At 71.8% G+C, this 24,687-nt stretch carries 24 protein-coding genes; 11 read left to right on the top strand and 13 right to left on the bottom strand.

Annotation, left to right across the window (positions count from 1 at the left end; genetic code table 11):
* Window positions 1-94: 94 nt before the first annotated feature.
* Window positions 95-880, top strand: coding sequence for a response regulator transcription factor (locus ACIBI4_RS15910; protein WP_399204463.1), 786 nt, complete (start codon window positions 95-97; stop codon window positions 878-880).
* Window positions 873-2,003, top strand: coding sequence for a sensor histidine kinase (locus ACIBI4_RS15905; protein WP_399204461.1), 1,131 nt, complete (start codon window positions 873-875; stop codon window positions 2,001-2,003). Before ACIBI4_RS15910 ends, ACIBI4_RS15905 begins: the two co-directional genes overlap by 8 nt.
* 63 nt (window positions 2,004-2,066) lie before the next feature.
* On the opposite strand, the gene ACIBI4_RS15900 is transcribed toward ACIBI4_RS15905, so the two are convergent.
* Window positions 2,067-3,116: an NAD-dependent epimerase/dehydratase family protein gene (locus tag ACIBI4_RS15900; protein WP_399204460.1), complete on the bottom strand. Its 1,050-nt coding sequence runs from the start codon at window positions 3,114-3,116 to the stop codon at window positions 2,067-2,069.
* Window positions 3,117-3,283: 167 nt separating this feature from the next.
* Here ACIBI4_RS15900 and ACIBI4_RS15895 point away from each other — a divergent pair, with 167 nt between their 5' ends.
* Together ACIBI4_RS15895 and ACIBI4_RS15890 are read left to right on the top strand one after the other, a co-directional pair.
* Window positions 3,284-3,841 carry a SigE family RNA polymerase sigma factor gene (locus ACIBI4_RS15895; RefSeq protein ID WP_399204459.1) on the top strand — a complete coding sequence of 186 codons (558 nt, stop codon included), beginning with the start codon at window positions 3,284-3,286 and terminating at the stop codon, window positions 3,839-3,841.
* 2 nt (window positions 3,842-3,843) lie between these two features.
* Window positions 3,844-5,088, top strand: coding sequence for a WD40 repeat domain-containing protein (locus tag ACIBI4_RS15890; RefSeq protein WP_399204813.1), 1,245 nt, complete (start codon window positions 3,844-3,846; stop codon window positions 5,086-5,088).
* A gap of 19 nt (window positions 5,089-5,107) precedes the next feature.
* On the opposite strand, the gene dapA is transcribed toward ACIBI4_RS15890, so the two are convergent.
* Entirely contained in the window at window positions 5,108-6,007 is a 900-nt protein-coding gene (gene dapA, locus ACIBI4_RS15885) for a 4-hydroxy-tetrahydrodipicolinate synthase (RefSeq protein WP_399204458.1), read from the bottom strand.
* Window positions 6,008-6,145: 138 nt separating this feature from the next.
* On the opposite strand from dapA, the gene ACIBI4_RS15880 reads away from it, so the two are divergent.
* Window positions 6,146-6,880, top strand: coding sequence for an SDR family NAD(P)-dependent oxidoreductase (locus ACIBI4_RS15880; RefSeq protein WP_399204457.1), 735 nt, complete (start codon window positions 6,146-6,148; stop codon window positions 6,878-6,880).
* Between the two features lie 26 nt (window positions 6,881-6,906).
* On the opposite strand, the gene ACIBI4_RS15875 is transcribed toward ACIBI4_RS15880, so the two are convergent.
* From ACIBI4_RS15875 to ACIBI4_RS15865, 3 genes are all read right to left on the bottom strand, one after another.
* Window positions 6,907-7,362, bottom strand: a complete 456-nt coding sequence (locus ACIBI4_RS15875; protein WP_399204456.1) for a GNAT family N-acetyltransferase — start codon at window positions 7,360-7,362, stop codon at window positions 6,907-6,909.
* Between the two features lie 32 nt (window positions 7,363-7,394).
* Window positions 7,395-8,093 carry an antibiotic biosynthesis monooxygenase gene (locus ACIBI4_RS15870; RefSeq protein ID WP_399204455.1) on the bottom strand — a complete coding sequence of 233 codons (699 nt, stop codon included), beginning with the start codon at window positions 8,091-8,093 and terminating at the stop codon, window positions 7,395-7,397.
* 117 nt (window positions 8,094-8,210) lie between these two features.
* Window positions 8,211-10,043 (bottom strand): endonuclease/exonuclease/phosphatase family protein, encoded by a 1,833-nt coding sequence (locus ACIBI4_RS15865; protein WP_399204454.1) that lies wholly within the window; start codon window positions 10,041-10,043, stop codon window positions 8,211-8,213.
* A gap of 289 nt (window positions 10,044-10,332) precedes the next feature.
* Between ACIBI4_RS15865 and ACIBI4_RS15860 the strand changes: the two genes are divergently transcribed.
* Together ACIBI4_RS15860 and ACIBI4_RS15855 are read left to right on the top strand one after the other, a co-directional pair.
* Window positions 10,333-11,778, top strand: a complete 1,446-nt coding sequence (locus tag ACIBI4_RS15860) for a hypothetical protein (RefSeq protein WP_399204453.1) — start codon at window positions 10,333-10,335, stop codon at window positions 11,776-11,778.
* A gap of 94 nt (window positions 11,779-11,872) precedes the next feature.
* Window positions 11,873-12,634 (top strand): GNAT family N-acetyltransferase, encoded by a 762-nt coding sequence (locus ACIBI4_RS15855; protein ID WP_399204812.1) that lies wholly within the window; start codon window positions 11,873-11,875, stop codon window positions 12,632-12,634.
* Between the two features lie 63 nt (window positions 12,635-12,697).
* Here ACIBI4_RS15855 and ACIBI4_RS15850 read toward each other — a convergent pair whose 3' ends face one another.
* The 3 genes from ACIBI4_RS15850 to ACIBI4_RS15840 all read right to left on the bottom strand — a co-directional run bounded on the left by ACIBI4_RS15850 (window position 12,698) and on the right by ACIBI4_RS15840 (window position 14,616).
* Window positions 12,698-13,147 carry a hypothetical protein gene (locus tag ACIBI4_RS15850; RefSeq protein ID WP_399204452.1) on the bottom strand — a complete coding sequence of 150 codons (450 nt, stop codon included), beginning with the start codon at window positions 13,145-13,147 and terminating at the stop codon, window positions 12,698-12,700.
* A 26-nt stretch (window positions 13,148-13,173) separates the two neighbouring features.
* A complete protein-coding gene (locus ACIBI4_RS15845) occupies window positions 13,174-14,310 on the bottom strand; it encodes a hypothetical protein (protein WP_399204451.1) in 1,137 nt (378 codons plus the stop codon).
* A gap of 66 nt (window positions 14,311-14,376) precedes the next feature.
* On the bottom strand, window positions 14,377-14,616 hold the full coding sequence (locus ACIBI4_RS15840) for a hypothetical protein (RefSeq protein ID WP_399204449.1): 240 nt from the start codon (window positions 14,614-14,616) through the stop codon (window positions 14,377-14,379).
* A gap of 271 nt (window positions 14,617-14,887) precedes the next feature.
* On the opposite strand from ACIBI4_RS15840, the gene ACIBI4_RS15835 reads away from it, so the two are divergent.
* Window positions 14,888-16,333 (top strand): alkaline phosphatase PhoX, encoded by a 1,446-nt coding sequence (locus tag ACIBI4_RS15835; RefSeq protein ID WP_399204447.1) that lies wholly within the window; start codon window positions 14,888-14,890, stop codon window positions 16,331-16,333.
* Window positions 16,334-16,371: 38 nt separating this feature from the next.
* Window positions 16,372-17,133: an aminoglycoside adenylyltransferase family protein gene (locus ACIBI4_RS15830; RefSeq protein ID WP_399204446.1), complete on the top strand. Its 762-nt coding sequence runs from the start codon at window positions 16,372-16,374 to the stop codon at window positions 17,131-17,133.
* A gap of 54 nt (window positions 17,134-17,187) precedes the next feature.
* Here the strand turns inward: ACIBI4_RS15830 and ACIBI4_RS15825 are convergent, their stop codons facing one another.
* On the bottom strand, window positions 17,188-19,038 hold the full coding sequence (locus ACIBI4_RS15825; protein WP_399204445.1) for a serine/threonine-protein kinase: 1,851 nt from the start codon (window positions 19,036-19,038) through the stop codon (window positions 17,188-17,190).
* 465 nt (window positions 19,039-19,503) lie between these two features.
* Here ACIBI4_RS15825 and ACIBI4_RS15820 point away from each other — a divergent pair, with 465 nt between their 5' ends.
* On the top strand, window positions 19,504-21,087 hold the full coding sequence (locus tag ACIBI4_RS15820) for a TROVE domain-containing protein (protein ID WP_399204444.1): 1,584 nt from the start codon (window positions 19,504-19,506) through the stop codon (window positions 21,085-21,087).
* Window positions 21,088-21,263: 176 nt separating this feature from the next.
* A complete protein-coding gene (locus ACIBI4_RS15815) occupies window positions 21,264-22,502 on the top strand; it encodes a TerD family protein (RefSeq protein WP_399204811.1) in 1,239 nt (412 codons plus the stop codon).
* A 66-nt stretch (window positions 22,503-22,568) separates the two neighbouring features.
* Here the strand turns inward: ACIBI4_RS15815 and ACIBI4_RS15810 are convergent, their stop codons facing one another.
* From ACIBI4_RS15810 to ACIBI4_RS15795, 4 genes are all read right to left on the bottom strand, one after another.
* Window positions 22,569-23,027 (bottom strand): excalibur calcium-binding domain-containing protein, encoded by a 459-nt coding sequence (locus ACIBI4_RS15810; protein ID WP_399204443.1) that lies wholly within the window; start codon window positions 23,025-23,027, stop codon window positions 22,569-22,571.
* A 116-nt stretch (window positions 23,028-23,143) separates the two neighbouring features.
* Window positions 23,144-23,527 (bottom strand): VOC family protein, encoded by a 384-nt coding sequence (locus ACIBI4_RS15805; protein WP_399204442.1) that lies wholly within the window; start codon window positions 23,525-23,527, stop codon window positions 23,144-23,146.
* A gap of 25 nt (window positions 23,528-23,552) precedes the next feature.
* On the bottom strand, window positions 23,553-23,771 hold the full coding sequence (locus ACIBI4_RS15800; RefSeq protein WP_399204441.1) for a hypothetical protein: 219 nt from the start codon (window positions 23,769-23,771) through the stop codon (window positions 23,553-23,555).
* Window positions 23,772-23,847: 76 nt separating this feature from the next.
* A complete protein-coding gene (locus ACIBI4_RS15795; protein WP_399204440.1) occupies window positions 23,848-24,666 on the bottom strand; it encodes an NAD-dependent epimerase/dehydratase family protein in 819 nt (272 codons plus the stop codon).
* Window positions 24,667-24,687: the final 21 nt, after the last annotated feature.

Raw genomic sequence — 24,687 nt, 5'->3', positions numbered from 1 at the left:
TTTGGGATGTGGGGACCTTACGAAACGCGGACGTCACCCCCCGGCCCTCGCTGCGGCCGCGACGCCCCGGCCGTCCCGGTGCGAAGCTTGCGGCATGCAGCACGAACCTGAGGGCGCCCGCGGACCGCAGGCCCGCATCCTCGTCGTCGACGACGATCCGACCGTGGCCGAAGTGGTCGCCGGCTATCTCGACCGGGCGGGCCACCTCGTCGACCGCGCCGCCGACGGCCCCTCGGCCCTGCGCGCGGCCGGGGAGCGGCCACCGGACCTGGTGGTCCTCGACCTGATGCTGCCCGGCATGGACGGCCTGGAGGTGTGCCGCAGGCTGCGCGCCCGCTCGCCGGTCCCGGTCGTCATGCTCACCGCGCGCGGCGACGAGGACGACCGGATCCTCGGCCTGGAGATAGGCGCCGACGACTACGTCACCAAGCCCTTCAGCCCGCGCGAACTGGTCCTGCGGGTCGAGTCCGTCCTGCGCCGGGCCCGCGCACCCCTGCACAGCCCGGCCCCGGCCCTGACGTATGCGGGGATCACCGTCGACCCCACGGGCCGCCGCGCAACCAAGGACGGCCGCGAACTCGCCCTCACCCTGCGCGAGTTCGACCTCCTCGCCTATCTCCTCGGGCACCCCGGCGAGGCCTGCAGCCGTGAGCGGCTGATGCACGAGGTGTGGGGCTGGGAGTTCGGCGACCTGTCCACGGTGACCGTCCATGTCCGCCGGCTGCGCGGCAAGATCGAGGAGGACCCGGCCAGGCCCCGCCTGATCAAGACCGTCTGGGGCGTGGGTTACCGCTTCGAGCAGGACCCGCAGGACCCGCAGGGCGCACCGGCCCGGCAGGGGACCCCGGACCGGGAAGCAAGGGACGTGCCCGATGCGTGACGTGCTGCTGATCGCCCTGTACGCGGCGTGCGGCGCCGCCGTCGCCGGACTGCTCGGGGCGGCGGCCCTGCGCCTCGTACGGCACCGGTCCGTGGCCGTGTCCCTGACCGTGGTCGCCGCGACCGCCGTCACCGCGATGCTGGCGGGCACGCTGGCCGTGGCCTGGGCGATGTTCCTGTCGCCGCACGACCTGACCGTGGTGACGCTGGTGATCGTGATGGCCGCCGTGGTCTCCTTCGCGACCGCACTGCTGCTCGGCCGGTGGGTCGTGGCCCGCTCCCGTGAACTCGCGCGCGCCGCCCGCTCGTTCGGCGAGGGCGGCAGCTTCGCGGCGCCCGGTCCGGCGGCCACGGCGGAACTGGACGCGCTCAGCCGCGAACTGGCCGCGACAAGCGCCAAGCTGGCCGCGTCCCGGGAACGCGAGCGCGCCCTCGAATCCTCCCGCCGTGAACTCGTCGCCTGGATCTCGCACGATCTGCGCACCCCGCTCGCGGGCCTGCGGGCGATGGCGGAGGCGCTCGAGGACGGGATGGCCGCCGAGCCGGAGCGCTACTTCCAGCAGATCCGCACCGAGGTCGAGCGGCTCAACGGCATGGTCGGCGACCTCTTCGAGCTCTCCCGTATCCACGCCGGTGCGCTCCGCCTGACCCGGACCCGTATGTCGCTCTACGACCTGGTGGGCGACGCCCTGGCCGGCGCCGACCCGCTCGCCCGCGAGCACGGGGTGCGGCTCGTCGGCGACCGGGTCGACGAGGTGCCCGTCGAGGTCGACGGCAAGGAGATGACCCGGGTCCTCGCCAACCTCCTGGTCAACGCGATCCGCCGGACCCCCGCCGACGGCACCGTGGCCGTCGCGGCGGAGCGCGCCGAGGACGGCGCGGTGGTCCTGTCGGTCACCGACGGCTGCGGCGGCATCCCCGAGGAGGACCTGCCGCGCGTCTTCGACACGGGCTGGCGCGGCACCGCGGCCCGCACGCCTCCGGCGGGCGCGGGCCTGGGCCTCGCCATCGTGCGCGGCATCGTGGAGGCCCACCGGGGCAGCGCGGACGTGCACAACGTGCAGGGCGGCTGCTGCTTCCAGGTGCGGCTGCCGGTGGCGACCGCGGGCGCCGTGCCCGGGTGAGCCCGGTGGGCCGACCCCGGCCGTGACCCGTCGGGCCCTGAACCCACCGCCCCGGCGGCGGGTTCAGGCCTCCCGCAGCCCGGCGTGTGCGAACTCCGTCATGCCGGCGGCGAATCCGACCTGCGGCTTCCAGCCCAACTCGGCCCGCAGCCGCGAGGAATCGGCCGTGATGTGCCGTACGTCCCCGAGCCGGTACTCGCCCGTGACGACCGGTTCCGGTCCGCCCCGGGCCGCGGCCAGGGCGTGGGCCATCTCCCCGATCGTGTGCGGATCACCGCTTCCGCAGTTGTACGCGCGCACGAACTCCGGGCCCTCCTCGCGTACCGCAGCAAGCGCCACGGCGTTCGCGTCCGCCACATCCCGTACGTGCACGAAGTCCCGCCGCTGCCGCCCGTCCTCGAACACCCGGGGCGCACGCCCGGCGGCCAGCGCCGAGCGGAAGAACGAGGCGACTCCGGCGTACGGGGTGTCGCGGGGCATCCCCGGCCCGTACACGTTGTGGTAGCGCAGCGCGATCACCCGCCCGCCCGTCGACCGCGCCCACGCCGAGGCCAGGAACTCCTGCTGCAGCTTCGTCGCCGCGTACACATTGCGCGGATCCAGCGGCGCGTCCTCGCCGACGGCACCGGGCTCCAGCGCGGCGCCGCACTGCGGGCACCGCACCTCGAACCGTCCCGCCCGCAGATCGGCCTCCGCCCGCGGACCGGGCCGGACCACGCCGTGCCGCCCGCAGACGTAGCGGCCCTCGCCGTACACGACCATCGACGAGGCCAGCACCAGATCCCGCACCCCCGCCGCGGCCATCGCCGACAGGAGCACGGCGGTGCCCAGGTCGTTGCAGGACACATAGGCGGGCGTATCGCCGAAGTCCTTGCCGAGGCCCACCATCGCGGCCTGATGGCACACGGCGTCGACCCCGCGCAGCGCGGGCGCCAGCGCGTCCGGATCGCGCACATCCCCGTGGACGAAGCCGGCGGGGAGCACGGCGGGTGGCCGGGGGTGGGCGCCGGGCAGCAGGGCGTCGAACACGACGGGTTCATGACCCGCCGCCGTCAGGCTCCGCACGATGTGCGAGCCGATGAAGCCGGCACCGCCGGTCACGAGTACGCGCATGATGCCGACGATACGAGCCGGCCGGCCTGTTCAGGGGCGGGCGCACGGCCACGTCATGGGTTCGTAAGAATGCTGCGGACCACAGGCATAGCAGCGGACGGCCACAGGCGTCATCAGAGGCAGCAGACCTCCAGGGCCCGGGGGGTCCTGAAGAAATGAAGGTGACGATGGGTTCCCGTGAGGTGGAGACCGAGGACAGCTTCCGTGCGTTCGTGGAGAGCCGGTCCGCCGCGCTCCTGCGGACCGCGGTGCTGCTCAGCGGCGGCGATCGGCATGCCGCCGAGGATCTGCTGCAGTCCGCGCTGGTGAAGGCGCTGGGCCGGTGGCACAGGATCGACGAGCCGGAAGCGTATGTCCGGCAGGTCCTGTACCGGCAGCAGATCGGCCGGTGGCGGCTCAAGTGGCGCCGGCGCGAGGTGAGCGTGTCCGAACCGCCCGAGGCGCACAGCGCCGAGGACGGGGCGGCCGCCGCCGAGCTCCGGGTGGTGCTGCGCGCAGCGCTCGGCCGGCTGACCGCACGCCAGCGCACGGTGCTCGTGCTGCGCTACTTCGAGGATCTGCCCGAGGCGGAGGTCGCCTCGCTCCTCGGCTGCTCGGTCGGCACGGTGCGTTCGACGACGCACCGCTCGCTGGCCCGGCTGCGCACGCTCGCTCCCGAACTCGCGGCCCTCGCACCTGACGTGGATGAACCCATGCACCCCCGGCCTGTGGAGGTAGGACCGTGAAGATGGACGAACTGGTGCGTTCGGCGCTCCAGGAGATCGCCGAGGAGAGCAGGCCGCCGGCCGGTGATCTGGCCGGCCGCGTGGTGACGGCCCGGCGCCGCCGCCGGACCCGTATGACAGTGGGCGCCGCCCTCGCGACCACCGCGGCCGTGATCGCCTCGGTCATCGCCGTGCCCGCGCTGACGGGCGGCTCGGAGAACGACGGGCCGCAGCTCGCGAGCCAGATGCAGACCGATGACGTCGTGGCGCATCCGAAGCAGTCGCCGCCGCGGGATCTGATCGCTGCCGGGCGGATGGCGATGGCCGGGTACTTCACACAGAAGCCGGTCCCGTCCGACGACAAGCACGCCGTGAACACCCGCACCTGGCATCTGCTCGACCAGAAGACCGGCAAGTACGTCGAGACCACGAAGTGGTCGATCATCGACGTCGCACCGGGCATGGGCACCGCCGCGGTCCTCGAACAGCGGCTGCCGACGCAGCGCATCGGCCTGCTCAACCTGCTGACCGGCGAGGTCGAGCGGTGGATCCCGGTCGAGAAGGGGGTGGCCGGCGTCGAGTTCTCGCCCGACGGCAGCAAGCTGGTCGCCACCACGTACAGCGAGAACCCCGACCTCTGGGAGCTCTCCGAGTACATGGAGGGGGACAAGAACGGCGGCAAGAAGAAGAAGGAGTACATGCCGCCCTTCCGCGACTCCGCCCGTACCGGCTTCTACGTGCTCGACGTGGCCTCGGGTGACGGTGCATGGAGCGCGGTCGAGGCACCCAAGGACGAAATGGGTTCCTCGAACGTCAACTACCGCGAGGACTTCGCGTTCGGTGACTCCGGCGAGTCCGTCTACTCGGGCCTGATGTCCGCACCCGGGAAGCAGTACTACGACTTCTCGGGCAAGGAGACCGACCCGCCCGCGAACGAGAAGCACCTGCAGCCCTACGTCGAGGCCCGCCTCTCGCCCAACGGCAAGCTCGCAGCAGGCGACTTCCTGGGCAAGCGCTGGGAGACCTCCTCCGCGGTCAACGACCCGGCCACCGGGAAGCTCCTGCACGAGATCCGCGGCCAGCAGCTTCTCGCCTGGGCCGACGACCGGCGGCTGATCGCCTGGGACATCGCGGCCGGCGACAACGAGTTCCACAACGGCCTCGTCCTGGTGGAGATCGGCAAGGACAAGACCGTCCCGCTGACCGGTCCCCGCAAGGGCAACGACGGCGCGGCCGGCCGCTGGACCCCGATCTTCGCCACCCGTTGACGCACCACCCGTTGACGCACTACCCGCCGACCGCCGCGTCGTAGGCCGCCATCAGCCCGCGGACCCGCTCAGGGTCCGCGGGCCTCAGCGGCTTGCGGACCGGACCCGCGGGCAGGCCGAGCTCGGTGAGCACGGCCTTCGCGGTGACGGTCCCGGGCAGGCCGTCCGCCATCATGCGCTCTACGAGGGGGAGCACCTGGTGGTGGACGGCCCGCGCGCGGACCGTGTCCCCGGCGTCGTACGCGTCGAGGAGCGAACGCAGCTGCCTCGGCGCCACGTTGGCGACCGTCGAGACGAATCCGGCGCCGCCCACCGCGTACAGCGGCAGGATCCACTCCTCGCAGCCCGCGTAGTACGCGAGTCCGGTCGCGGCGATCACCTTCGCACTGCCGAGCAGGTCGTACGCGCAGTCCTTGACCGCGACGATCCGCTCGTGGTCGGCGAGGCGCATCATCGTCTCCGGTTCGATGCGCGTGCCGGTGCGGCCGGGGATGTCGTACAGCATCACGGGCAGTCCGCCGCGGTCCGCGATCTCGCGGAAGTGCGCCTCGACCGCGTCCTGCGGCGGCTTGCTGTAGTACGGCGCGACCACCAACAGGCCGTCCGCGCCCGCCTGTCCGGCCTCGCGGGCGAGGCGGACGGTGTGCTCGGTGTCGGCGGTGCCGACGCCCGCGACGATGGTGGCGCGCCCGCCGACCGCGTCCCGTACGGCCCGGATCAGGACGCTCTTCTCGTCGTCGCGCGTCGTCGGGGACTCGCCGGTGGTGCCGGACAGGACGAGACCGTCGCAGCCCTCGTCGACGAGGTGGGCGGCGAGCTTCTGCGCGCCGTCCAGGTCCAGGGCGCCGCTCGCGTCGAGCGGTGTGATCATGGCGCACAGGGCGCGGCCGAAGGGGGAGCCGGCGGAGGGGATCGTCATGGCAGAAGTGTCGGCGCGCACACCGTGAAGCTCCACTTAAATCTTCTTCAGGATGCCGGGTAGAACTGCTTACCGTTGGCTCATGGCATGATCGGGGCGGGCGCGGCAGAACCCCGACCGGAGAAGGTTCTGCAGCATATGAGCAAGGAACAGCGGGTGGCCCTGGTCACCGGTTCGTCATCGGGCATCGGTGCCGCGACCGCGCGCAGGCTGGCCGCCGCGGGCCTCAGGGTCGTCGTCAACTCGGCCACGTCGGTCGCGGCGGGCCGGGCCCTCGCCGCCGAACTCCCGGACGCCGTCTACGTCCGGGCCGACATCGCCAAGGAGCCCGAGGCGCTGGTCGAGGCCGCCGTCGGCGCGTACGGACGGCTCGACGTCCTCGTCAACAACGCGGGGACGACCCGGTTCATCGACCACGCCGATCTCGCGGCCGCGAGCCCCGAGGTGTGGCGCGAGATCCACGAGGTGAACGTCATCGGCGTCTGGCGGACGATCACCGCGGCCGTCCCGCATCTGCGCGCCCACGGCCGCGGCAGCATCGTCAACGTCTCCTCGCAGGCGGGCGTCAACGCGGGCGGCAGTTCCATCCCGTACGCGGTCTCCAAGGCGGCCCTCAACCACATGACCCGCCTCCTCGCCAAGCAGCTCGGCCCGGAGATCAGAGTCAACGCGGTCGCCCCGGGCATGATCGCGACGCCCTGGTACGAGGGCCTCGACGGCATCGACGAGGCCATGGAGCAGGTGGCCGCACGGCTGCCGCTGCGCCGGATCGGCACGGCCGAGGACATTGCCGAGACGATCACGGACCTGGCGAACGCCTCGTACATCACGGGCGAAGTGGTCCTGGTCGACGGCGGTGGACACCTCCTCTGAGCGGACCGCACGGGCCCGGGGCGCGCTCAGTCCTCGCGCAGGGCCAGCTTGAACCCCTCATGGCTGCGCGCGAACCCGAGCCGCTCGTAGAAGCGATGGGCCGCGTCCCGCCGCTTGTTGCTGGTCAGCTGCATGAGCCCGCAGCCCCGCACCCGGGCCCGCTCGACCGCGAGGAGCATCAGCTCCGCCCCGAGCCCTTCGCCGCGCCGGTCCGGGCGGACGCGTACCGCCTCGACGAGGGCGCGCTCCCGGCCGCCCTGCCCGAGCCCCGGGATGTACGTGAGCTGCGCACAGCCCACGGTCAGCCCGGAGTCATCGACGAGCACCAGCATCTCGTTGCGCGGATCGGCCTCGATCGACGCGAACGCCCGCTCGTACGCTGCGTCCACGACCACGGTCGCGGGGTCGGTGACCTCGTGCTCGTCGGCGAGCAGGGCGAGGATCGCGGGCAGGTCGGGGCGGGTGGCGGTGCGCAGGTGCATACGGCGAGTCTGGCACGGCGCCCGCTCGCGCCTCAGGCGGCGCCGAGGCTCACCCCCGGCAGCCAGCGGCGCACCCCGCCCCCCACCACCCCGGGGAAGCCATGGACCCGGGCCCACTCCGGGGAGGGGGAGCCGACTCCGTCGCCGGGGGCGGCGAGGGCGTCGATGTGGTCCTGGACGCTGTTCCACTGGGCGAAGTTGAGGACCTTGGTGCCGTCGAGGCTGGTGTGGAAGTGGCCCGAGATACCGCCCGGGTGCGGGGCGGGGTCCGAGCCCAGGGCCGTGAAGACCGTGTCGATCCACTCCCGCTGGCGTGCCGGGTCGGGTCCGTCGAACTCGACCTCGACCGTCACGAACGCCCCCGGCACCCGCTCCGGATCGCGCGAACCGGCCCGGTACGGCGTGTACTTGTCCAGGACCAAGCGCCGGATCCCCGGCACCGCCTCGTCGATCTCCGTATTGCGTTCGGTGCGGTGCCGCTCCACGAAGGCGTCGTAGTCGGAGATGTCGCGCCACTGCGAAAGGTGCAGCAGCGACGCGCCGTCCGTTCCCTTGAAGACGCTGTACGCGACAGGTCCGTCCGCGGGCCAGGGCCGGCTCTCCCATGTCCGGGTGATCGCCGCGACCGCCGCGTCCTGCCGTTCAGGCGTCCCCACGTCCCAGGTACTGGCGAGCACGGCGCCGATGCCCGGGCGGTCCAGGTCGGGAACGGTGTCGATGTGCAGGGTCATGGCCAACCTCCGGTCGTAGCCGCCGTCTTGGTGATCTCCATCCTGGAATCTCAAGTCCGCTTGAGGTCAAGCGCAGGTCTCCAGGAGTTCAGGACGGCGGCCACGGCCGGACGAGGACTACGGCTCGAAGCGCAGCACCTGCGGGTCGTGATCGCTGTTCTGCTCCGCGAACTCCGCGTTGATGTGCACGCTGTCGTACGCGTAGTCGTCGATCGACGGGCTCGTCAGGATCTGGTCGAGGACCTGCGAGTTGCCCTGGTAGACGTACGAGTAGCGCTCGTCGCGAGGCAGCGACTTGATGGCCGCCTCCAGGACGCCGCCGTCGGTGAGCGCCTTGGTCGTGGCCGAGAACTCGAAGTCGTTGATGTCCCCGAGCACCAGTACATCGGCGTTGCGCTGCGCCTTCAGGAGATCCTTGACGAAACCATTCACCGCCTGCGCCTGCTGCAGTCGCTGCTCCTCGGACGACCGCGTCGGCGGCTGGTACCGCGAGGTCAGCGACTGGTCGCCGCCCTTCGAGCCGAAGTGGTTGGCGACCACGAACACGGTGCGCCCGCGGAAGGTGAACTCACCGGCGAGCGGCTTGCGGCTGTTCTCCCAGGCCGCGTTCGCGGGGTCGATCCGGCCGGGCGAGAGCGTCAGGGCCGCGCGGCCCTTCTTCCGTACGACCCCGGTGGCCGTGGTCGCGTCGCCGCCGGGACGGTCGGTGAAGGAGACCCGGTCCGGGTTGTAGAGGAACGCCTGGCGGATGTTACCGCCCGGCTCGCCGCCGTCCTTCTTGTTCTCGGGGTCGATCGAGCGCCACGCGTACGACGGACCGCCCGCCGCCTTGATCGCCTCGGTGAACTTCCGCAGCGTCTCACCGGCCGCCACCGTGCCGTCGTCCGTGGCGCCGTTGTCGTCCTGGATCTCCTCCAGGGCGAGGATGTCGGGGCTCGCGAGGTTCTCCACGACCGCCTTCGCGAGCGCGTCGAACTTGGCCTGCGGGTCCTTCGGGTCCAGGTTCTCGACGTTGTACGTGGCCACGGCCAGCTCGTCGCGGTCCTGGCGGCGGGTGCGCTCGCGCTCCAGGCCACGGTCCTCGACGACCGGCAGGGTGCGGGCGGTGAGCGTGTAGCCGCCGAACTGGTTGAAGTCCAGCGGCCCTTCGGCGCCGCCGGCGAGCCGGTCCCCGACGTCGGCCTTCGGGAACGGGCTCTCCGAGACGGGCGTCAGCTGCTGTATCTGGATCCGGCCGGTGTTCTGCGAGGTGTACGAGCCGTAGCGGGCACCGCCGCGCTCGGTCGGGTTCTCCCAGGGCTTCACCGTCACCCACAGTTCGTTGTACGGGTCCGTGGCCCCGACCACGCGCGACGTGCCGACCGCGACGTTCATGCCCTCCAGGGACTCGTAGTAGTCGAGGGCGTACGAACGCGGCAGCAGCGGCAGCCCGTTGATGCTGCCGCCGTCGGCCGGGTCACCCGCGGGGGCGTAGCGGCCCGGCACCTTCTTGCCGTCGATGCGGTGCGCCGCCGGCAGCGCGTTCCCGGAGGAGACGACGGTGACCGTGGGCTTGGTGATCTGGGTCAGCGACTGGTTGCCCGAGTTCGCCCCGCCCGGGACGTACTCGGTGACGGTGCCCGACACCCGTACCGCGTCGCCCGCACGGACCGTGGGCACGGAGCCCGTGTAGACGAAGACGCCCTCGCTGGTCGCGGCGTCGGCGTCCGGGTTCGGGTCCTGGATCCAGAAGCCGCGCGAACCGTACGCGCGGACGCCGGTGACGATCCCCTCGACCTCGCTGACCTGCTGACCGTCCAGCGGCGAGAGGCGGGTCGAGCCCTGGATGTCATGGATGCGGACGGGAGCGGCGTCCGCGCTGCCGGCGGTGAGCAGCCCGGCGGCCAGCGCGGCCGCGACGACGGCGGCGGTTCTCGGCAGGGTGTGGGGGCGGGCGGGGCGAGACGGCATAGGACTCTCCGTAGGAGGACGGTGAATGAGGGTGACGGCACCCGAGGCGGCATGCCGGGTCGTGCGCTGGCGGTGCGGGTGACGCGCGTAGAACGGTGGACGGACTGGTCGGTGGTGCCGTGCGGTGATCTACGCGCGTCAATCTCTTGCGCGGGCAGGGGAGTTGTCAAGGCTGTGGAGGTGTACGGCTGCCGACGGGTCCATGAACCGGCCGGTCTGCGGTGAAATCCGTCTACTCTGGGGGCCGCCCGCCATTGCCCGCGGGAACCCGTACGAGGAGAGCCAGCCCATGAGCCCGACGCCCGACCGCACCTCCTTGCCACCGGCGCGCCTGGCCCCCGAGCCGGAGCTCGCGCGGGCCGCGCTGGCCGCCCCGCTGCTCGCCCGCGCGGTACGGCTCGCGCGCTGGGCCGGTCCAGCGACACGGGTGGGCGCGGGCGGCGAACTGGTCGACGAGCAGCTGCCCCTGGCGGCCGAACTGCTCGGTTTCACGGCGGACGACGAGGACGGGCCCGCGTACGCCAGTGAGGCGTGGCGGGTCGCCGTCGACACCGGGCTCGTCGAAGTCACCGACGGGGACGAGGAGTCGGACGGGACCGTCACCGCGGGCGAGGACCTCGCGCTGATCACCTCCGGCGGCCCCGCCGACATCCTGGCGATCTGGCAGGGCGCGCTCGACACGGTGCTCGCCGACGCGAGCGTCCCGGATCTCGACGACCTCGTGGACGCGCTCGGCGAGGGCGGCGAGATCGACCTCTCCGCACTCGGCTGGGACCCCGAGGCGGAGGCCGAGTTCCTCGACGGGGTGCTCGGCAACCTCTACCTCCTCACGGTCAGCGAGGACGGCCCCGGCGACGAGCCCGTGCCGCTGCCCGCCCTGGCCGCGTCGATGATCGTGCCGGACGACATGGGGGAGCCCACCGACGACATCCTGGAGCAGGTCTCGGACGCGATGATGCGGCTCGACGACCAGTTCCGGCTGCTCGAACCGGTCGGCCTCGTCGAGTTCCGGCCGGTGGACGAGGAGTTGATGGCCGAGGCCGGTGACGAGGTCGCCGAGATCCCGGACGACGAGGACATCAGCCGGTACGGCATGGTCCGCCTCACCCCGCTCGGCCTGTACGGGATCCGGGCGCGGATGCTGGAGGCCGGAGTGGACGCGCCGGCCGTGGGCGACCTCGCGGACAAGGGCGCGGACGTCCTGCTCGACGCGACCGCGGACTTCCCGCAGGTGTCGGCGCAGGCCGAGACGGAGCTGTGGCTGGCCGGGCGCGAACCGGTCGCGGCGGCACGGGAGTTGCTCGCGGCCGCGCGCGGGGCGGACCCGGCGGGCCCGCTGCGGCGGCTGCGCTGCCAGCAGGCCCTGTCCCTCACCGGAACCGCCGCCGAGCCCGCCCTGCGCGAGGTGCTCGACGACGCCGAACTGGGCGGACTCGCCCGGGTCTGGCTCACGGAACACGGCTTCGCGGACGTGCCCGCACCCGACCCGGCGATGGTCTTCTGGCTGACCATCGACACGGTGGCCGCGCAACTGGCGGCGGAGGGCAACTCGGACGAACTCCAGGGCCTGGTCGAGGGCCTGGCCTCCCAGTCCTCCGGCTTCTTCGACGCGGCCTGGCGCGTCGACCACCCCGCGACGGCGGACGTCCTGGAGGCGATGGGCCGCCTCCACCCGGACAAGCGGGTGGCGAAGGAAGCACGGAAGGCCGCGTTCAAGGCGCGGTCGCGGGTGTAGCCGGCCCAGAACCGCATGCCGCCCCTACTCGGTCGCGCTGGAGCCGATCCTGGTGAACCTTCACCTTCCCGATGACGCCGAACTGCTCGCCAGGATGGAGCGGAACCTGGCCGAACACGCCTGCCACCTGCACCGGGGCATGACCGGTGCGACCGTCACCGAGTCCGGTGACCTTCTGGTCGCGGACAGCGGTCTGGACGACGACACCTTCAACATCGTCGCCGCGGCCCGCTTCACCGCTGCCGACGCCGACGCACGGATCGCCGAGACCGTCCGGACCCTGGCTCGTACCGGCCGCCCCTTCTCGTGGTGGGCGGGGCCCGCCTCGACCCCCGCGGATCTCAGTGCCCGGCTCACGGCGGCCGGTCTGCCGGCGTCCGAACACGAGACGGCGATGTGGGCCGAGGTGGACGACGCGCTGCCGGAGCCCGCTGTCCAGGGGCTCGACATCCGGCCCGTCACCACGCCCGGACAACTCGCCGACTACGCCCTGGTGCTCGCCGCGAACTGGGACCCGCCCGCCCACACCGTCCGGCGGTTCTACGCCGCGGCCGCCCCGCAGGCGCTCGCTCCGGACGGCCCGGCCCGGTACCTGGTCGGCTACGTGGCGGACCGTCCGGTCTGCTCCGCCGAGGTGTTCCATCACGCGGGAGTCGCCGGCATCTACAACATCTCGACCCTGGCCGCCCACCGCAGCCGCGGCCACGGCGGAGCCATCACCCTCGCGGCCCTGCGCACGGCCCGCGACCGGGACCGTATCGCGGTCCTGCAGGCATCGGCCGCCGGCGAACCCGTCTACCGCCGCCTGGGATTCCGCTCCTGCGGCCGGTTCACGGAACACGCCGTCGACGGCTGAACCGGAGGAAGCCGGTGGGCGGCCCCGGCAGGGGACCGCCCACCACCCCGCGGGGAGCAGGGTTCAGCACTCGTAACGCGTGGTGTGCTTGAAGGAGGACGTCGCTCCGTCGAAGCCGTACGTGCCGCGGAACGCCGGCGGGTTCTGGTACTCGCCGACGATCGTGATCGTCGACGCGCACGAACCCTGGCCCGCGCGCTTCGCGTCGAGCCGGATCGACTCGCCGATGAAGCCGCCCGTGATGTCCCACGGTGCCCCGCAGATACCGGACTTGATCTGGCCGCCAGTCACCACGTGCGGATAGGTGTTGGGGTTGTACCGGACGTCGAGGACGAACGAGATCTGGCCGTTGTGCAGCGTCAGCGTGCACGCCGTCGTGACGGCCTCTGCCCCCACGTCCTGCTGCATCGACGCGAACGCCTCGTCACGCGTCTTGACCTCCGCGCCCTGCGGGTTGAAGAACCGGTGCTCCGCCCGCTGGGAACCCTTCTGCTTGCGTGCCTGTGTGGTCATGGTGCCTCCCTCCAGGATGCCCGTGCTCAGGCCAGCTGCTCGGCGATCTCGACACGCAGCAGGGCGCGTACGTTCTCGATGTGGTTGATCACGGTGACCGTCGACGACCCGGCGAACAGCAGGCCGAGCGCCACGTTGTCCTGGGATGTGACGAGCGAGCCCGAGTCGCCGCCCGCGGAGATGTTCGTGGTGAGGATCTGGTCCTTGAACCGGGCCGTCCCCGCCGTGCCGTAGTTGACGTCGATCGTCGCGTCGACCGCGATGATCCGGCCGAAGGAGATGTTGGTCGTACGGCCCGACTTCTTCACGAGGTCGCCGACCGCCACGTTCGCCTTGCGCCGCCACGCACGCGGCGCGCCGCTGAAGTACTGCTCACGCGTGGCGTCCTGGAAGTCCACCGCGCCGAGTGCCGCGTCCACCACGTTGTTGTGCCGCTCCAGCGGGATCTGCGGCGCGAACTGGATCGTCACGAAACGCTCCAGCGTCGCGATCCGGTCGGCCGGGTCCTGCCCGCCGTCGAACGTGCCGGGCTGCAGGATCGCGCTGCCCAGCTGCGCACGGTTGGAGTCGGCGAGCACATGGTTGTTGGACAGGATGTAGAACTTCGACGGGACGCCGAGCCCCGACCCGGGCGGGTCGACGGTCGCGCCCGGCAGGAAGTCGTACACCACACTGCCGAGGGTCCCTGCCGTCACCCGGACGTTGCCCACCGAGAAGCCCGAAGGGCACGGCCGCATACGGCGCTTGAGCAGCTGCGGCTCGAACGCGCCGAGCCCGCCCAGCTCTTCGAGCAGCGGCTGCGACAGCTGCGCGAGCTGTCCCGAGGTCTCCGGCGCCTGCTGTTCGTCACCGCGCGCCGAGGGCACGGAACGCCCGCGGCCCGTGGTGCGCTGCGCGGCCACATGCCCGACCGCGATCACATCGGTCGGGGTGCCGTCGTCCATCTGGCGCGGGATGACATCCCGCTCGGGCAGCATGGACTCGGGAACCTTCTGGGTCACGAAGACGAGCACGGCCTGCTCGCCCGTGGGCCGGCCCTCGGCCCACTTCACACCGTGGCCGAACCCGACCACGTTCGCCAGCGGCGCCTCACGCCGCAGGAAGTCACCCATCGCCTGCTGACGGGAGCTGTCGCTGAGCTGCCCGCCCGTAGGTCCTCGCATCAGTTCTGGCCGGCTGGTCACGCCTGACCACCTACTTCCCCTAGATGCGCGGGGTTTCCCGAAGGCTCAGGACTCCCGGTCCTGGGCATCGACCGGGCCGATCGCGAGTACGCGCACCGGCACGCCCTCGAGCTCGTCGGGAACCACCTCGTCGGCCGGGAGCAGATCTCGGGGTACGGCACGGGTCACGAAGACGACGATCACGTCCTCGCCCGATGCCTCGTCCCGCCCGATCCCCACCCCGGTCACATGAGCCAGCTGCATCAGCCGGCCCTCATGGAGCCTGCGTGCCTCGTGTGCGTCCACCGGGCTCGCCTCTCCGCCCACTGCGCTCCTGCAGGATGAGGACTGTCTATTGCGGCCGCACACGCCGGTCAAGGGCAGCCGCGCGAAATCTTGGGACTCGCTCCGTCTGCTCCCTCTTGACCTTGTTTACGAAGATTGGCAGCGCTTGCGGTGACCCGTTCACGGAAGCCGTACGGCGGACGTCGAACCGCGTTCAACTGCCGTTCTTCCATGGCCGGAACTCTCTCCTCGAACCCCGAGATACCCGCACCCCGTCGCTTCAGGAGAGACGATGCCGCTCACGCGCAGGGACTTCACCCGCCGCACCGCGATCACGGGCGCGGGTGTCGCGCTCGCCGGTACCGCCGGGGTGCTCGCCACCACCGACGGCGCGCTGGCCACCCAGGAGGAGAGCGGCCCCGGTCACGGCGACCGCCCCAAGGGCCCCGGCTACGGCCCGCTCGTCCCCGACCCGGAGGGAATGCTCGCGCTGCCCGCCGGATTCACGTACAAGATCATCACGTACAGCGGCAGGACGAAGCTGGAGAGCGGGGAGTTCACGCCGTCCAACCACGACGGCACCGCGACCTTCGAGGGTCCGCGCGGCGCCACGCTCCTCGTGAACAACCACGAACTCGACGGCCCCCGCACCGACTACGACCACCCGGTGCCGCTCGCCGAGGGGCTCGTCTACGACCCGGCCGCGGCCGGCGGCTGCACCGTCGTCGAGGTGCGCCGCGGCGGCGAGGTGGCCGAATGGGTCGGCATCGCCGGCACCTCCACCAACTGCGCGGGCGGACGCACCTCCTGGGGCACCTGGCTGACCTGCGAGGAGAACTCCGACAAGGCCGGCGAGAACGGCATGACGAAGGACCACGGCTACGTCTTCGAGGTCGACCCGGCCGACGGCCGCGCCAACCGCGACCCGAAGCCCCTGAAGTTCTTCGGCCGCTTCGACCACGAGGCCGTGGTCGTCGACCCGAAGACCTCGTACGCCTATCTCACCGAGGACGACAGCAAGCCGAACGGGCTGTTCTTCCGCTGGGTGCCGCCGCACGGTTTCCGGCACGGGCGCGGCCGGTTCAGGAAGCTCGCGGACGACGCCGGCACCCTGCAGGCGCCCAAGTGCTACGACTCCGGCGGCGCGTTCGTCGACGACCTCTCGCGCGCCACGAAGATCGGCACGGTGTACGGAGTGGACTGGGTGGACGTGCCCGAGCGCGACGCCCAGGAGACCCCGATCCGCAAGCAGTTCGCCACGGGCGAGGTGACCCGCGCCCGCAAGCTCGAAGGCATGTGGTGGGCCGACGGCGGCGCGTACATCGTCTCCTCGTACGCCCGCGACGAGAGCCCGGGCACGCCCCACGACGGCCAGGTCTGGTTCTACAACCCGCGCCGCCGCACGCTCACCCTGAAGGTCCTCCTCGGCGTGAACGCGGACCCCGGCAAGGACGGCGCCTTCGACGGCCCCGACAACATCACCGTCTCCCCGTACGGAGGCCTGATCATCGCCGAGGACGGCGAGGGCATCCAGCACCTCTTCGGCGCCACGGACAGCGGCCGCACGTATCCGATTGCGCGCAACGACCTCAACATCGGCACCGAAGAGGAGCCGGAGTACAGCGAATTCACCGGCGTCGTCTTCTCGCCCGACGGACGGACGCTGTACGCCAACATCCAGGATCCCGGCATCATGGTGGCGATCTCCGGCCCCTGGAAGCGGAACGCGCGCTCCTGACGGGGCCGGTACCGTCCGAACACCCCTAATCTGTGCGGATGGACCACTTCACACCGGCCGTGGAGCTGGTTGCCGACGTCCTTGGACCCGAGCTCATCGGCAGCTTCCTCCACGGCTCCGCCGTGTACGGCGGGCTGCGGCCGGCCAGTGACGTGGACCTCTTGGTGGTGTCCCGGCGCTCGCTGAATACCACGCGGCGCCGGGCCCTCCTCGACGGCCTGCTGCGGCTCTCCGGCCTGGAACCGCCGTCGCGGCCCCTGGAGTTGGTGGTGGTCGTCCAGGCCGACGTCCGGCCGTGGCGTCATCCGCCGGTCTGCGACTTCCTGTACGGGGAGTGGCTCCGCGCGTCGTACGAGCAGGGGTTCGTGCCGCGACCCGAACCGATGCCGGACCTCGCGGTCCTGCTCACCCAGGCGCTCCACCACGGGAAGGCCCTCTGCGGACCCCCGCTCACCTCACTGATCGACCCGGTGCCGCACGCGGACGTCGTGGCGGCGACCGTCGCCGGCGTCCAGGAGCTGAGGGCGGACCTCGATGACGACACCCGCAACGTGCTGCTCACGCTCGCCCGGACCTGGGTGACGGTCGCGACGGGCGACCTCCTGCCGAAGACCGACGCGGCCGCGTGGGCCCTGGAGCGGCTGCCTCCAGGACACCGGCCACCGCTGGCGCACGCACGTGCTCTCCACCTCACCACGAGCTACGCGGACGAGCGGTGGAGCGAGGACCTCCGGGCGGGTGTGCGTCCCTGCTTCGACGCGATGGCGGCGCGGATCGACGGGCTGCGGGACATCGGGTAGCGGGACGTCGCGTGGCGGGACTTCGGGCAGCGGGCCGTCGCGTGGCGGGCCCGCTCAGCCGGTGCGCTCCATGTACATCCCGCTGTTGATGCCGGTGCCGTAGTACGTGAGCTGGTACAGGTCGACGACGTCGAAGTACGGGCGGTCGCCCGCCGTGCAGGTCTCGTCGCCGGTGTTGTCCGTGACCGTCGACTTGCCGAGGACCATGCGGCTTTCGGTCGCCTCCTCGACGGGCGCCTCGTAGGCGCAGTACGTGCCGTCGTCGCCCAGGTCGACGCTCCACGTCACGGTCTTGCCGACGGGGCTGTCCGGGACGGTGAACGCCCAGACGTCACCGGCCTCGCGGTTCTCCCACGAGCCCGCGTACCCCTCCGGGAACCCGTTGCCCGCGCCGTCGTCCGGCTCCTCCGGGTCGACCTGGCCGGGGTCGTCCGCGGCGTCGTCCGGGCTCTCGGAGGCGCCGGTGGAGGGCTTGCCCTTGTCGTTGTTCGCCGGGCTGTCCTTGCCCTGCGAACTCTTCGACGGAGAAGGGGACTCGGACGGCCCGTCCGACTTCTTGTCCTTGCCGCGGCCCGGGTCGGCGGAGACCGACGCGTCGGGACCGCCCGCGTCCGGTCCCGCGCCGCCGTCGTCGCCGCGGAGCTTCGGCACGAGCACGAAGGCACCGGCCGTCACGGCCAGGACGAGCGCGGCGACGAGCGGGACCGCGAGGCGGCGCCGGCGCTTCGGGGTGGGGTGGGACGTGGTGTCGGCGTGGTCGGGCGCGGCGCCGGGGACAGGGGTGGCGGAGTCGAGTGCCGCGGAGGCGAGGAGCGCGGGCTCGGCGGCGTCGGGCGCGGGGCGCTGCTCGGGGCGCAGGGCGAAGGTGCCGGGATCGGCGGGTGCTGCGGGGGTGGCCGTCGGAGTGGCTTCCGGTGTCGCGGCGTCCGCGTCGTCACCGTCGGCCCGTACACCCTCCGTTCGCGCGCTGTCGGACCGTACGCCGGATTCGCGCGCCGGGTCCTCCTCCGGCACGTCCGCGTCCAGGAGCCGCACCGCCGCGCGGCCCAGCAGGCCGACGAGGCCCGTCGGGAGCCACTCGCCCTCCGCCCCGGCCGCCTCCGCCGTGCGCTCCAGGATGTCCGGCAGCGACGGGCGCAGCGCGGGCTCCTTGTGCAGACAGTCCGTGATGAGCGTGAGCAGAGTGCCGTCGACGCCCTCCAGATCGGGCTCCTCGGAGACGATCCGGAACATCTGCGCGTGCGGCCCGATCTCCGAGCTGCCGAACGGCCGCCGGCCCGTCGCCGCGTACGCGAGGAGCGCGCCGAGGCCGAACACGTCGCTGGCCGTCCCCACCGTCTCGCCGCGCACCTGCTCGGGGGACATGAAGCCGGGGGAGCCCACCGCGTAGCCGGTGGCGGTGAGCTGGGTTCCGAGGGCGAGATGGCGGGCGATGCCGAAGTCGATGACGCGAGGACCGTCGAGGGTCAGGAGGACATTGGAGGGCTTGAGGTCGCGGTGGACCAGGCCCGCCGTGTGGATCGCGGTCAGGGCCTCGGCGAGACGGGCCGCCATCACCAGGACCGTGTGCTCGGGCAGCGGGCCGTGTTCCTTCTCGACGATGGTGTCGAGACCGGGGCCCGGGACGAACGCCGTGGCGATCCACGGGGAATCGGCCTCCGTGTCCGCGTCAAGGACGCGTGCCGTCCAGTCGCCGCCGACCTTGCGTGCGGCCTCGACCTCGCGCCGGAAACGCAGCCGGAACGCGTCCTGCGTGGCCAGCTCCTGGCGCACCACCTTCACCGCTACGGTGCGGCCGCCGCGCGAGCGCGCGAGGAAGACCTCGCCCATGCCGCCGCTGCCGAGCCGGCCGAGCAGCCGGTACGGGCCGATCTGCCGTGGGTCCTGATCCCTGAGCACCTGCATGATCTGCCTGCCACCTTCCCCCGTGCGCTCCGGGGGTGATGGTACCCAGGGGACGGGACGGGGCCCGCGGGCAGGACCGAAAGCGCCGCACCGGCCGCCCGTATCGCTTTCACCGCTAAAACCCTTCGCGCGGCCCGGCGTTACTTCTCTACAGTCGTGCACAACGAAATGCACCTCCCGGTGCGAAGGTCCACGGCTCCTTCTTCGACTGAAACCGGCCGCGGACCACATCTGATCTCGGGAGGCGTTTCGGCAAGGGGGATGTGCCCGGTGCGCAGGCAGCGGTTACTTCCTTAATCAGACGGTTGCGGGTTCGAGTCCCGTCATCGACTCCGGGTCGGTGTAGCTCAATTGGGTAGAGCATCTGCGTCACCGCCGCCGACTCCTGACCTCGGGCACCCCCTTGCCGAAATGCCCCTGAAATTCACCCACTCCTGTCCGGTCGCCGAATTCGGGGGAATTCTCATGACGCGTTTCAATACCAAGTCCACTCGTGCACGCGGCACATCCCGTGTGACGTCCACGGGGCGCACCCTGCGTACGTTCGAGGGCGGCCGTGGATATGAGCGCACGGAGCGCTCCGAGCTCTTTCTGCTCGCCATCGCGAACATGGTCGGCCAGCGGACCTTCTACGAGGCCGGCGCCGACCGCGACGACCGCTTCGCGCATCTCGTGCGCAAGCTCGCCGTCGAGGACCCGGAGTGGACCGCGGGTCTGCTCGGCTGGCTGCGCGGCGAGGGCAACCTGCGCACCGCCTCGCTGGTCGGCGCCGCCGAGTACGTGAAGGCGCGGCTGGATGCGGGCGTCACGGACGGGCCGTCCAACCGCTCGGTCATCGCCTCCGTGCTGCAGCGCCCCGACGAGCCCGGTGAGCTGCTCGGATACTGGACCTCGGTGTACGGACGCGCGCTGCCCAAGCCGGTCAAGCGCGGTGTCGCCGATGCAGTCCGGCGCCTCTACCACGGCAAGTCGCTCCTGAAGTACGACACTTCGGGCAAGGGCTACCGTTTCGGCGACATCCTCAACCTCGTGCACGCCGCGCCCGACCCGGACAAGACGTGGCAGGGCGAGCTGTTCAAGTACGCGCTGGACCGCCGGCACCACCCGGAGGCCGCGGTGCCGCCCGCGTCGAGCCCCGTGCTCGTCGCCCACAGCGAGCTGATGGGTCTGCCCGTCGCCGAGCGGCGTGCGGTGGTCACCGGGGCGGGCGGCGCGGAGCGGCTGGCCGCGGCCGGGATGACCTGGGAGGCGCTCGCGGGCTGGCTGCAGGGTCCGATGGACCGGGACGCGTGGGAGGCCGTGATTCCGTCGATGGGGGCGATGGCCCTCGTACGGAATCTGCGGAACTTCGGCCAGGCCGGGGTGTCGGACGAGGTCGCCGCGGCGGTGGCCGCGAAGATCGCGGACCCGGAGCAGGTGCGCCGCTCGCGGCAGTTCCCGTTCCGCTACCTGGCCGCGTACCGGCACGCGCCCTCGCTGCGCTGGGCGTACCCGCTGGAGCAGGCGCTCGCGCACTCGCTGGCGAACGTGCCGGAGCTGCCGGGCCGCACGCTGGTGCTCGTGGACCGCTCGGGCTCGATGTTCTACTCGCGGATGTCGGACCGCTCCGAGCTCACTCGGGCCGACGGGGCCGCGGTGTTCGGCACGGCGGTCGCGCAGCGTGCCGAGCGGGCCGACCTGGTGCAGTTCGGGTCCACGAGCTCGACGGTGCCGTGCGGCAAGGGCGAGTCGGTGCTCAAGGTCATCGAGCGCTTCGGCGACCTCGGCGGCACGGACACCAGCGCGGCGGTACGGCGGTTCTACGACGGGCACGACCGGGTGCTGATCGTCACCGACGAGCAGTACACGTACAGCGCCGTGGGCGACCCGACCGCGCAGGTCCCGGCGGACGTGCCGGTCTACACGTGGAACCTCGCGGGCTACCGCGCGGGCCACGGGCCGTCGGGTACGCACAACCGGCACACCTTCGGCGGGCTCTCGGACGCGGCGTTCCGCATGGTTCCGCTCCTGGAGCGGGGCCGGGACGCGGACTGGCCGTGGGCCGCCTGAGGCGAGCCGCCGGCCGCTCTCCGACAGGGGCGCCACCCGTTGTTGCCACGGGTGGCGCCCTTCGCGTCCTTTCGCCCCGTCCGCGTGCCCCGGCGTCCCACCCGAATGCCGGGAAACTCGCCCTCAGGTAAGGGAACGGCAAAGAGATCTCGCTCGTTACCCCTGGCATGACAGCTATGACCCCCGGCTCGAACATCCCCCTGCCCGCCGTCCGCGTGTCGGTGGACGTCGCCGCTCCGGTGCGGCTCGACGTATCGGGCCTGCTGCTCACCGCCGACGGCAAGGTGCGCTCCGACGACGACTTCATCTTCTTCAACCAGCCCTCGGGCCCAGGTGTCACCTACCAGTCGGGCGGCGGCACCGCGCCCGACAAGATCACGGTGGACACCTCGGCGGTGCCCGCGGGCATCGAGAAGATCGTGGTGACCGCCAGCCCGGACGCGGCGGGCCAGACCTTCCAGGGCATCGAGCCCACTGCCACGATCCGCAATGCGGACGACGGCAGCGTGCTCGCCACCTTCACACCGCCGCAGCTCGGCACGGAGACGGCGCTCGTGGTCGTCGAGGTGTATCTGCGCAACGGCGCGTGGAAGGCCCGCGCGGTCGGCCAGGGTTACGCCAACGGGCTCGCCGGGATCGCCACGGACTTCGGCGTCTCGGTGGACGAGGAGCCGGCCGCGGCGCCCGCCCCGGCCGCGGCGCCCGCCCCCGCCCCTGCCGCACCCCAGGCCCCGCCCGCGCCTTCGGCCCCGGACCCGCGCGCCTGGGCGCAGACCCCGGCACCCGCCGCTCCCGCAGCGCCCCCGGCCGCTCCTGCGGCCCCCGCCCCGGGCACGGGCAAGATCAACCTGGACAAGGGCCGCGTCAGCCTCCAGAAGAACCAGACCGTCTCCCTGGTCAAGGGCGGCCGCCCGCTCCTGTCCCAGGTCAAGATGGGCCTCGGCTGGGAGCCCGCGTTCCGCGGCAAGGACATCGACCTCGACGCCTCGGTCATCGCCTACGGCCCGAACCGCAACCACATCGACAGCTGCTACTTCGGCAAGCTCTCGATCCTGGGCGGAGCGGTCAAGCACTCCGGCGACAACCTCACGGGCGAGGGCGGCGGCGACGACGAGGTCATCGTGGTCGACCTCGGCCGCCTACCGCAGGAGGTCTCGGGCCTGGTCTTCACGGTCAACTCGTTCTCGGGCCAGAAGTTCACCGAGGTCGCCAAGGCCTACTGCCGCCTCATCGACGCGACCACCAACGAGGAACTCGTCCGCTTCGACCTCACGAACGCGGAGGCCCAGACGGGCGTCATGATGGCCAAGCTCATCCGCCAGTTCTCCGGCGAGTGGGAGATGACGGCCATGGGCGACTTCGTGAAGTCCCGTACGGTCCGCGGGATGGTGAAGCCGTCGGCGCAGGCGCTGTAGGGCTTGATCGACGTCGAGGGGCGGTCGCGTGGTGCACGTGACCGCCCCTTCGGCATGCCGGATGTGTCAGCTGTCGCAGCCGATGCCGTCCCCGTCGCGGTCGAGATGACGGCCGTAGCCGGGATCGCCGCGGTGGACGGGGGCCGCTCCGGCGGCCCGGGCCTCGGTGCAGTTCGCGTAGTACGCGCTGCCGCCGCCGTTGTCGCTGTCGTCGGAACCGCCGGAACCGCCGGCGCCCGCGTCCGCCTCCGCTGTCACCGTCGCGGTGACCTTCACGGTCTTCGTCTCCGTGACGGTCGGCGCGGGTTCGGCCGTCGCCTTGGGCGTGGCGGTGGCCGTCACGGTCGCGGTGACGGTGGGCTTCGCCTCGCCGGCCGCGGGCTTGGCGTCGGCCGGCTCACTGCCGGCGCCCGCCCCGATGCCGAGCAGGAACGCCAGGCCGAGCGCGGGGAGAACGAACCGCTTGCGCGCCCATTTCGGGGCGGGGCGGCCGGACTGCGGCGGTGGTGTGTACGGGTTGCTCATGTCGTCCCCTGGACTGTCGTGCTGGATGGGGCGACGGTAGAGCCGGCGGAGCGGCGTGTGACCGTGGGATGAACAATCGGTGACCAAGATGTGATGACCGAACGGTGCGGGCGAGGTCAGTCCCGCTGCGCCGCCCGGTCCGACTCACTGCGCAACACGCAGAACTCGTTGCCCTCCGGGTCCGCCAGGACCGCCCAGCCCGAGCCGTCGGGGTCGCGGCGGTCGGCGATCCACGTGGCGCCCAGGGCTACGAGGCGGTCGATTTCCGGCTCGCGGGATGTGGTCGGGCGGAGGCAGAGGTGGAGGCGGTTCTTTGTCGTCTTGGGTTCCGGGACCTGGTTGAAGTAGAGGTAGGGCCCCTCGGGCAGGGGGATCTGGGTGGCCTCGTCGCCCGGTGCCGCGTCCGGGTCCAGGGGGTGGCCCACCACCTCGCTCCAGAAACGGGCCAGGGCATAGGCGTCCGTACAGTCGATCGCTACGTTTTGCACCACCGAGAACATGGCGGGCAGCCTACCCAGGCCATCCTCAGCGATTGCGAGGGTGGTTGCGGGCGACGCGTTCGTTGCCGAACTTGTACGAGCCCGTCCAGCGGGCCATCACCAACTGCTCGTCCCCGGAGGTCACTTCGGCGAGGAACTTCTGCGCGCGCGAGCCGCGCAGCGTCGTGGCCGCGCGCCCGTGGTGCGTGATCGTGACGAGCTCGTCGCCGTGCTGCTCGTATCGGAATCCGTGAGGTCGTGGCATGGGGCGAGGTTAGAGGCGGGGGCGGACGTCCTGCCAACGGATTTGGGCGCGCGTGCGGTGGGCGCGAGGCGTGGGGTCAGTACGGCCAGATCGGCGGGTTCGTACAGAAGTGGCCGCCGAGGTTCGCGTGGTCCGGATTGTCGTCGGAGAGTTCGCCCTGCTCCGCGACGAGCTTCTCCGCGTACTGCTCCGAGTCGTCCTGCGGGTCGTACCCGAGCGCGCGGGCGCTGGAGAGGTCCCACCAGATGCGGGTGTTGGCGGAGGAGCCGTGGACCACGGTGTGGCCGACGTCCGGAGCGGTGAGGGCCGCGTCGAAGAGGCGCGCGCCGTCGCCGGGGGACATCCAGACCGAGAGCATCCGCACCGAGGTCGGCTCCATGAAGCAGGAACCGATCCGTACGGACACGGTCTCGATGCCGTGCTTGTCCCAGTAGAACTGGGCGAGATCCTCGCCGAGCGACTTGGACAGCCCGTAGAAGGTGTCGGGCCGGCGCGGTGTGTCGATCCCGATCAGCGGGTCGCCCGCGCGCGGGCGCGGGGTGAAGCCGACGGCGTGGTTCGAGGACGCGAACACGACGCGCCGGATGCCCTCCTCGCGTGCCGCCTCGTAGAGGTTGTACGTCCCCTCGACGTTCGCCTTCATGATCTTGTCGAAGGTCGACTCCAGGGAGATGCCCGCGAGATGGATGATCGCGTCCACCCCGCGCACCGCCTCGCGCAGCGCCTCCTTGTCCGCGAGATCGGCCTTGACCGCGGCCGGTTCCCCCGGGGCGGTCTCGATGGCGACCAGGTCGAGGAGACGCAACTCGTAGCCGTACGCGGGCAGCAGCCCCCGCATCAGGGAGCCGAGCCCGCCGGCGGCGCCGGTGAGCAGAACGGTGCGGGGTGCGGGCATGGGGACTCTCTCCTCGGGGTG

Origin of the sequence: Streptomyces sp. NPDC050418 (assembly GCF_044458745.1) — a bacterium.
In the GTDB taxonomy this organism is placed as follows: Bacteria; Actinomycetota; Actinomycetes; order Streptomycetales; family Streptomycetaceae; genus Streptomyces.
Note: the sequence above shows the minus strand (reverse complement) of the source record. Positions and strands in the feature narration are given on the sequence as shown.

Excerpts from the sequence above, each read along its gene's own strand:
- ACIBI4_RS15895 (WP_399204459.1), top strand. The coding sequence starts at position 3,284 with ATGGGTTCCCGTGAGGTGGAGACCGAGGACAGCTTCCGTGCGTTCGTG.
- ACIBI4_RS15870 (WP_399204455.1), bottom strand. The coding sequence starts at position 8,093 with ATGACCCTGCACATCGACACCGTTCCCGACCTGGACCGCCCGGGCATC.
- ACIBI4_RS15795 (WP_399204440.1), bottom strand. The coding sequence starts at position 24,666 with ATGCCCGCACCCCGCACCGTTCTGCTCACCGGCGCCGCCGGCGGGCTC.
- ACIBI4_RS15805 (WP_399204442.1), bottom strand. The coding sequence starts at position 23,527 with ATGTTCTCGGTGGTGCAAAACGTAGCGATCGACTGTACGGACGCCTAT.
- ACIBI4_RS15890 (WP_399204813.1), top strand. The coding sequence starts at position 3,844 with ATGGACGAACTGGTGCGTTCGGCGCTCCAGGAGATCGCCGAGGAGAGC.
- ACIBI4_RS15835 (WP_399204447.1), top strand. The coding sequence starts at position 14,888 with ATGCCGCTCACGCGCAGGGACTTCACCCGCCGCACCGCGATCACGGGC.
- ACIBI4_RS15900 (WP_399204460.1), bottom strand. The coding sequence starts at position 3,116 with ATGCGCGTACTCGTGACCGGCGGTGCCGGCTTCATCGGCTCGCACATC.
- ACIBI4_RS15910 (WP_399204463.1), top strand. The coding sequence starts at position 95 with ATGCAGCACGAACCTGAGGGCGCCCGCGGACCGCAGGCCCGCATCCTC.
- ACIBI4_RS15865 (WP_399204454.1), bottom strand. The coding sequence starts at position 10,043 with ATGCCGTCTCGCCCCGCCCGCCCCCACACCCTGCCGAGAACCGCCGCC.
- ACIBI4_RS15800 (WP_399204441.1), bottom strand. The coding sequence starts at position 23,771 with ATGCCACGACCTCACGGATTCCGATACGAGCAGCACGGCGACGAGCTC.
- ACIBI4_RS15880 (WP_399204457.1), top strand. The coding sequence starts at position 6,146 with ATGAGCAAGGAACAGCGGGTGGCCCTGGTCACCGGTTCGTCATCGGGC.
- ACIBI4_RS15845 (WP_399204451.1), bottom strand. The coding sequence starts at position 14,310 with ATGCGAGGACCTACGGGCGGGCAGCTCAGCGACAGCTCCCGTCAGCAG.
- ACIBI4_RS15860 (WP_399204453.1), top strand. The coding sequence starts at position 10,333 with ATGAGCCCGACGCCCGACCGCACCTCCTTGCCACCGGCGCGCCTGGCC.
- ACIBI4_RS15905 (WP_399204461.1), top strand. The coding sequence starts at position 873 with ATGCGTGACGTGCTGCTGATCGCCCTGTACGCGGCGTGCGGCGCCGCC.
- ACIBI4_RS15820 (WP_399204444.1), top strand. The coding sequence starts at position 19,504 with ATGACGCGTTTCAATACCAAGTCCACTCGTGCACGCGGCACATCCCGT.
- ACIBI4_RS15830 (WP_399204446.1), top strand. The coding sequence starts at position 16,372 with ATGGACCACTTCACACCGGCCGTGGAGCTGGTTGCCGACGTCCTTGGA.
- ACIBI4_RS15850 (WP_399204452.1), bottom strand. The coding sequence starts at position 13,147 with ATGACCACACAGGCACGCAAGCAGAAGGGTTCCCAGCGGGCGGAGCAC.
- dapA (WP_399204458.1), bottom strand. The coding sequence starts at position 6,007 with ATGACGATCCCCTCCGCCGGCTCCCCCTTCGGCCGCGCCCTGTGCGCC.
- ACIBI4_RS15810 (WP_399204443.1), bottom strand. The coding sequence starts at position 23,027 with ATGAGCAACCCGTACACACCACCGCCGCAGTCCGGCCGCCCCGCCCCG.
- ACIBI4_RS15855 (WP_399204812.1), top strand. The coding sequence starts at position 11,873 with ATGGAGCGGAACCTGGCCGAACACGCCTGCCACCTGCACCGGGGCATG.
- ACIBI4_RS15815 (WP_399204811.1), top strand. The coding sequence starts at position 21,264 with ATGACCCCCGGCTCGAACATCCCCCTGCCCGCCGTCCGCGTGTCGGTG.
- ACIBI4_RS15825 (WP_399204445.1), bottom strand. The coding sequence starts at position 19,038 with ATGCAGGTGCTCAGGGATCAGGACCCACGGCAGATCGGCCCGTACCGG.
- ACIBI4_RS15875 (WP_399204456.1), bottom strand. The coding sequence starts at position 7,362 with ATGCACCTGCGCACCGCCACCCGCCCCGACCTGCCCGCGATCCTCGCC.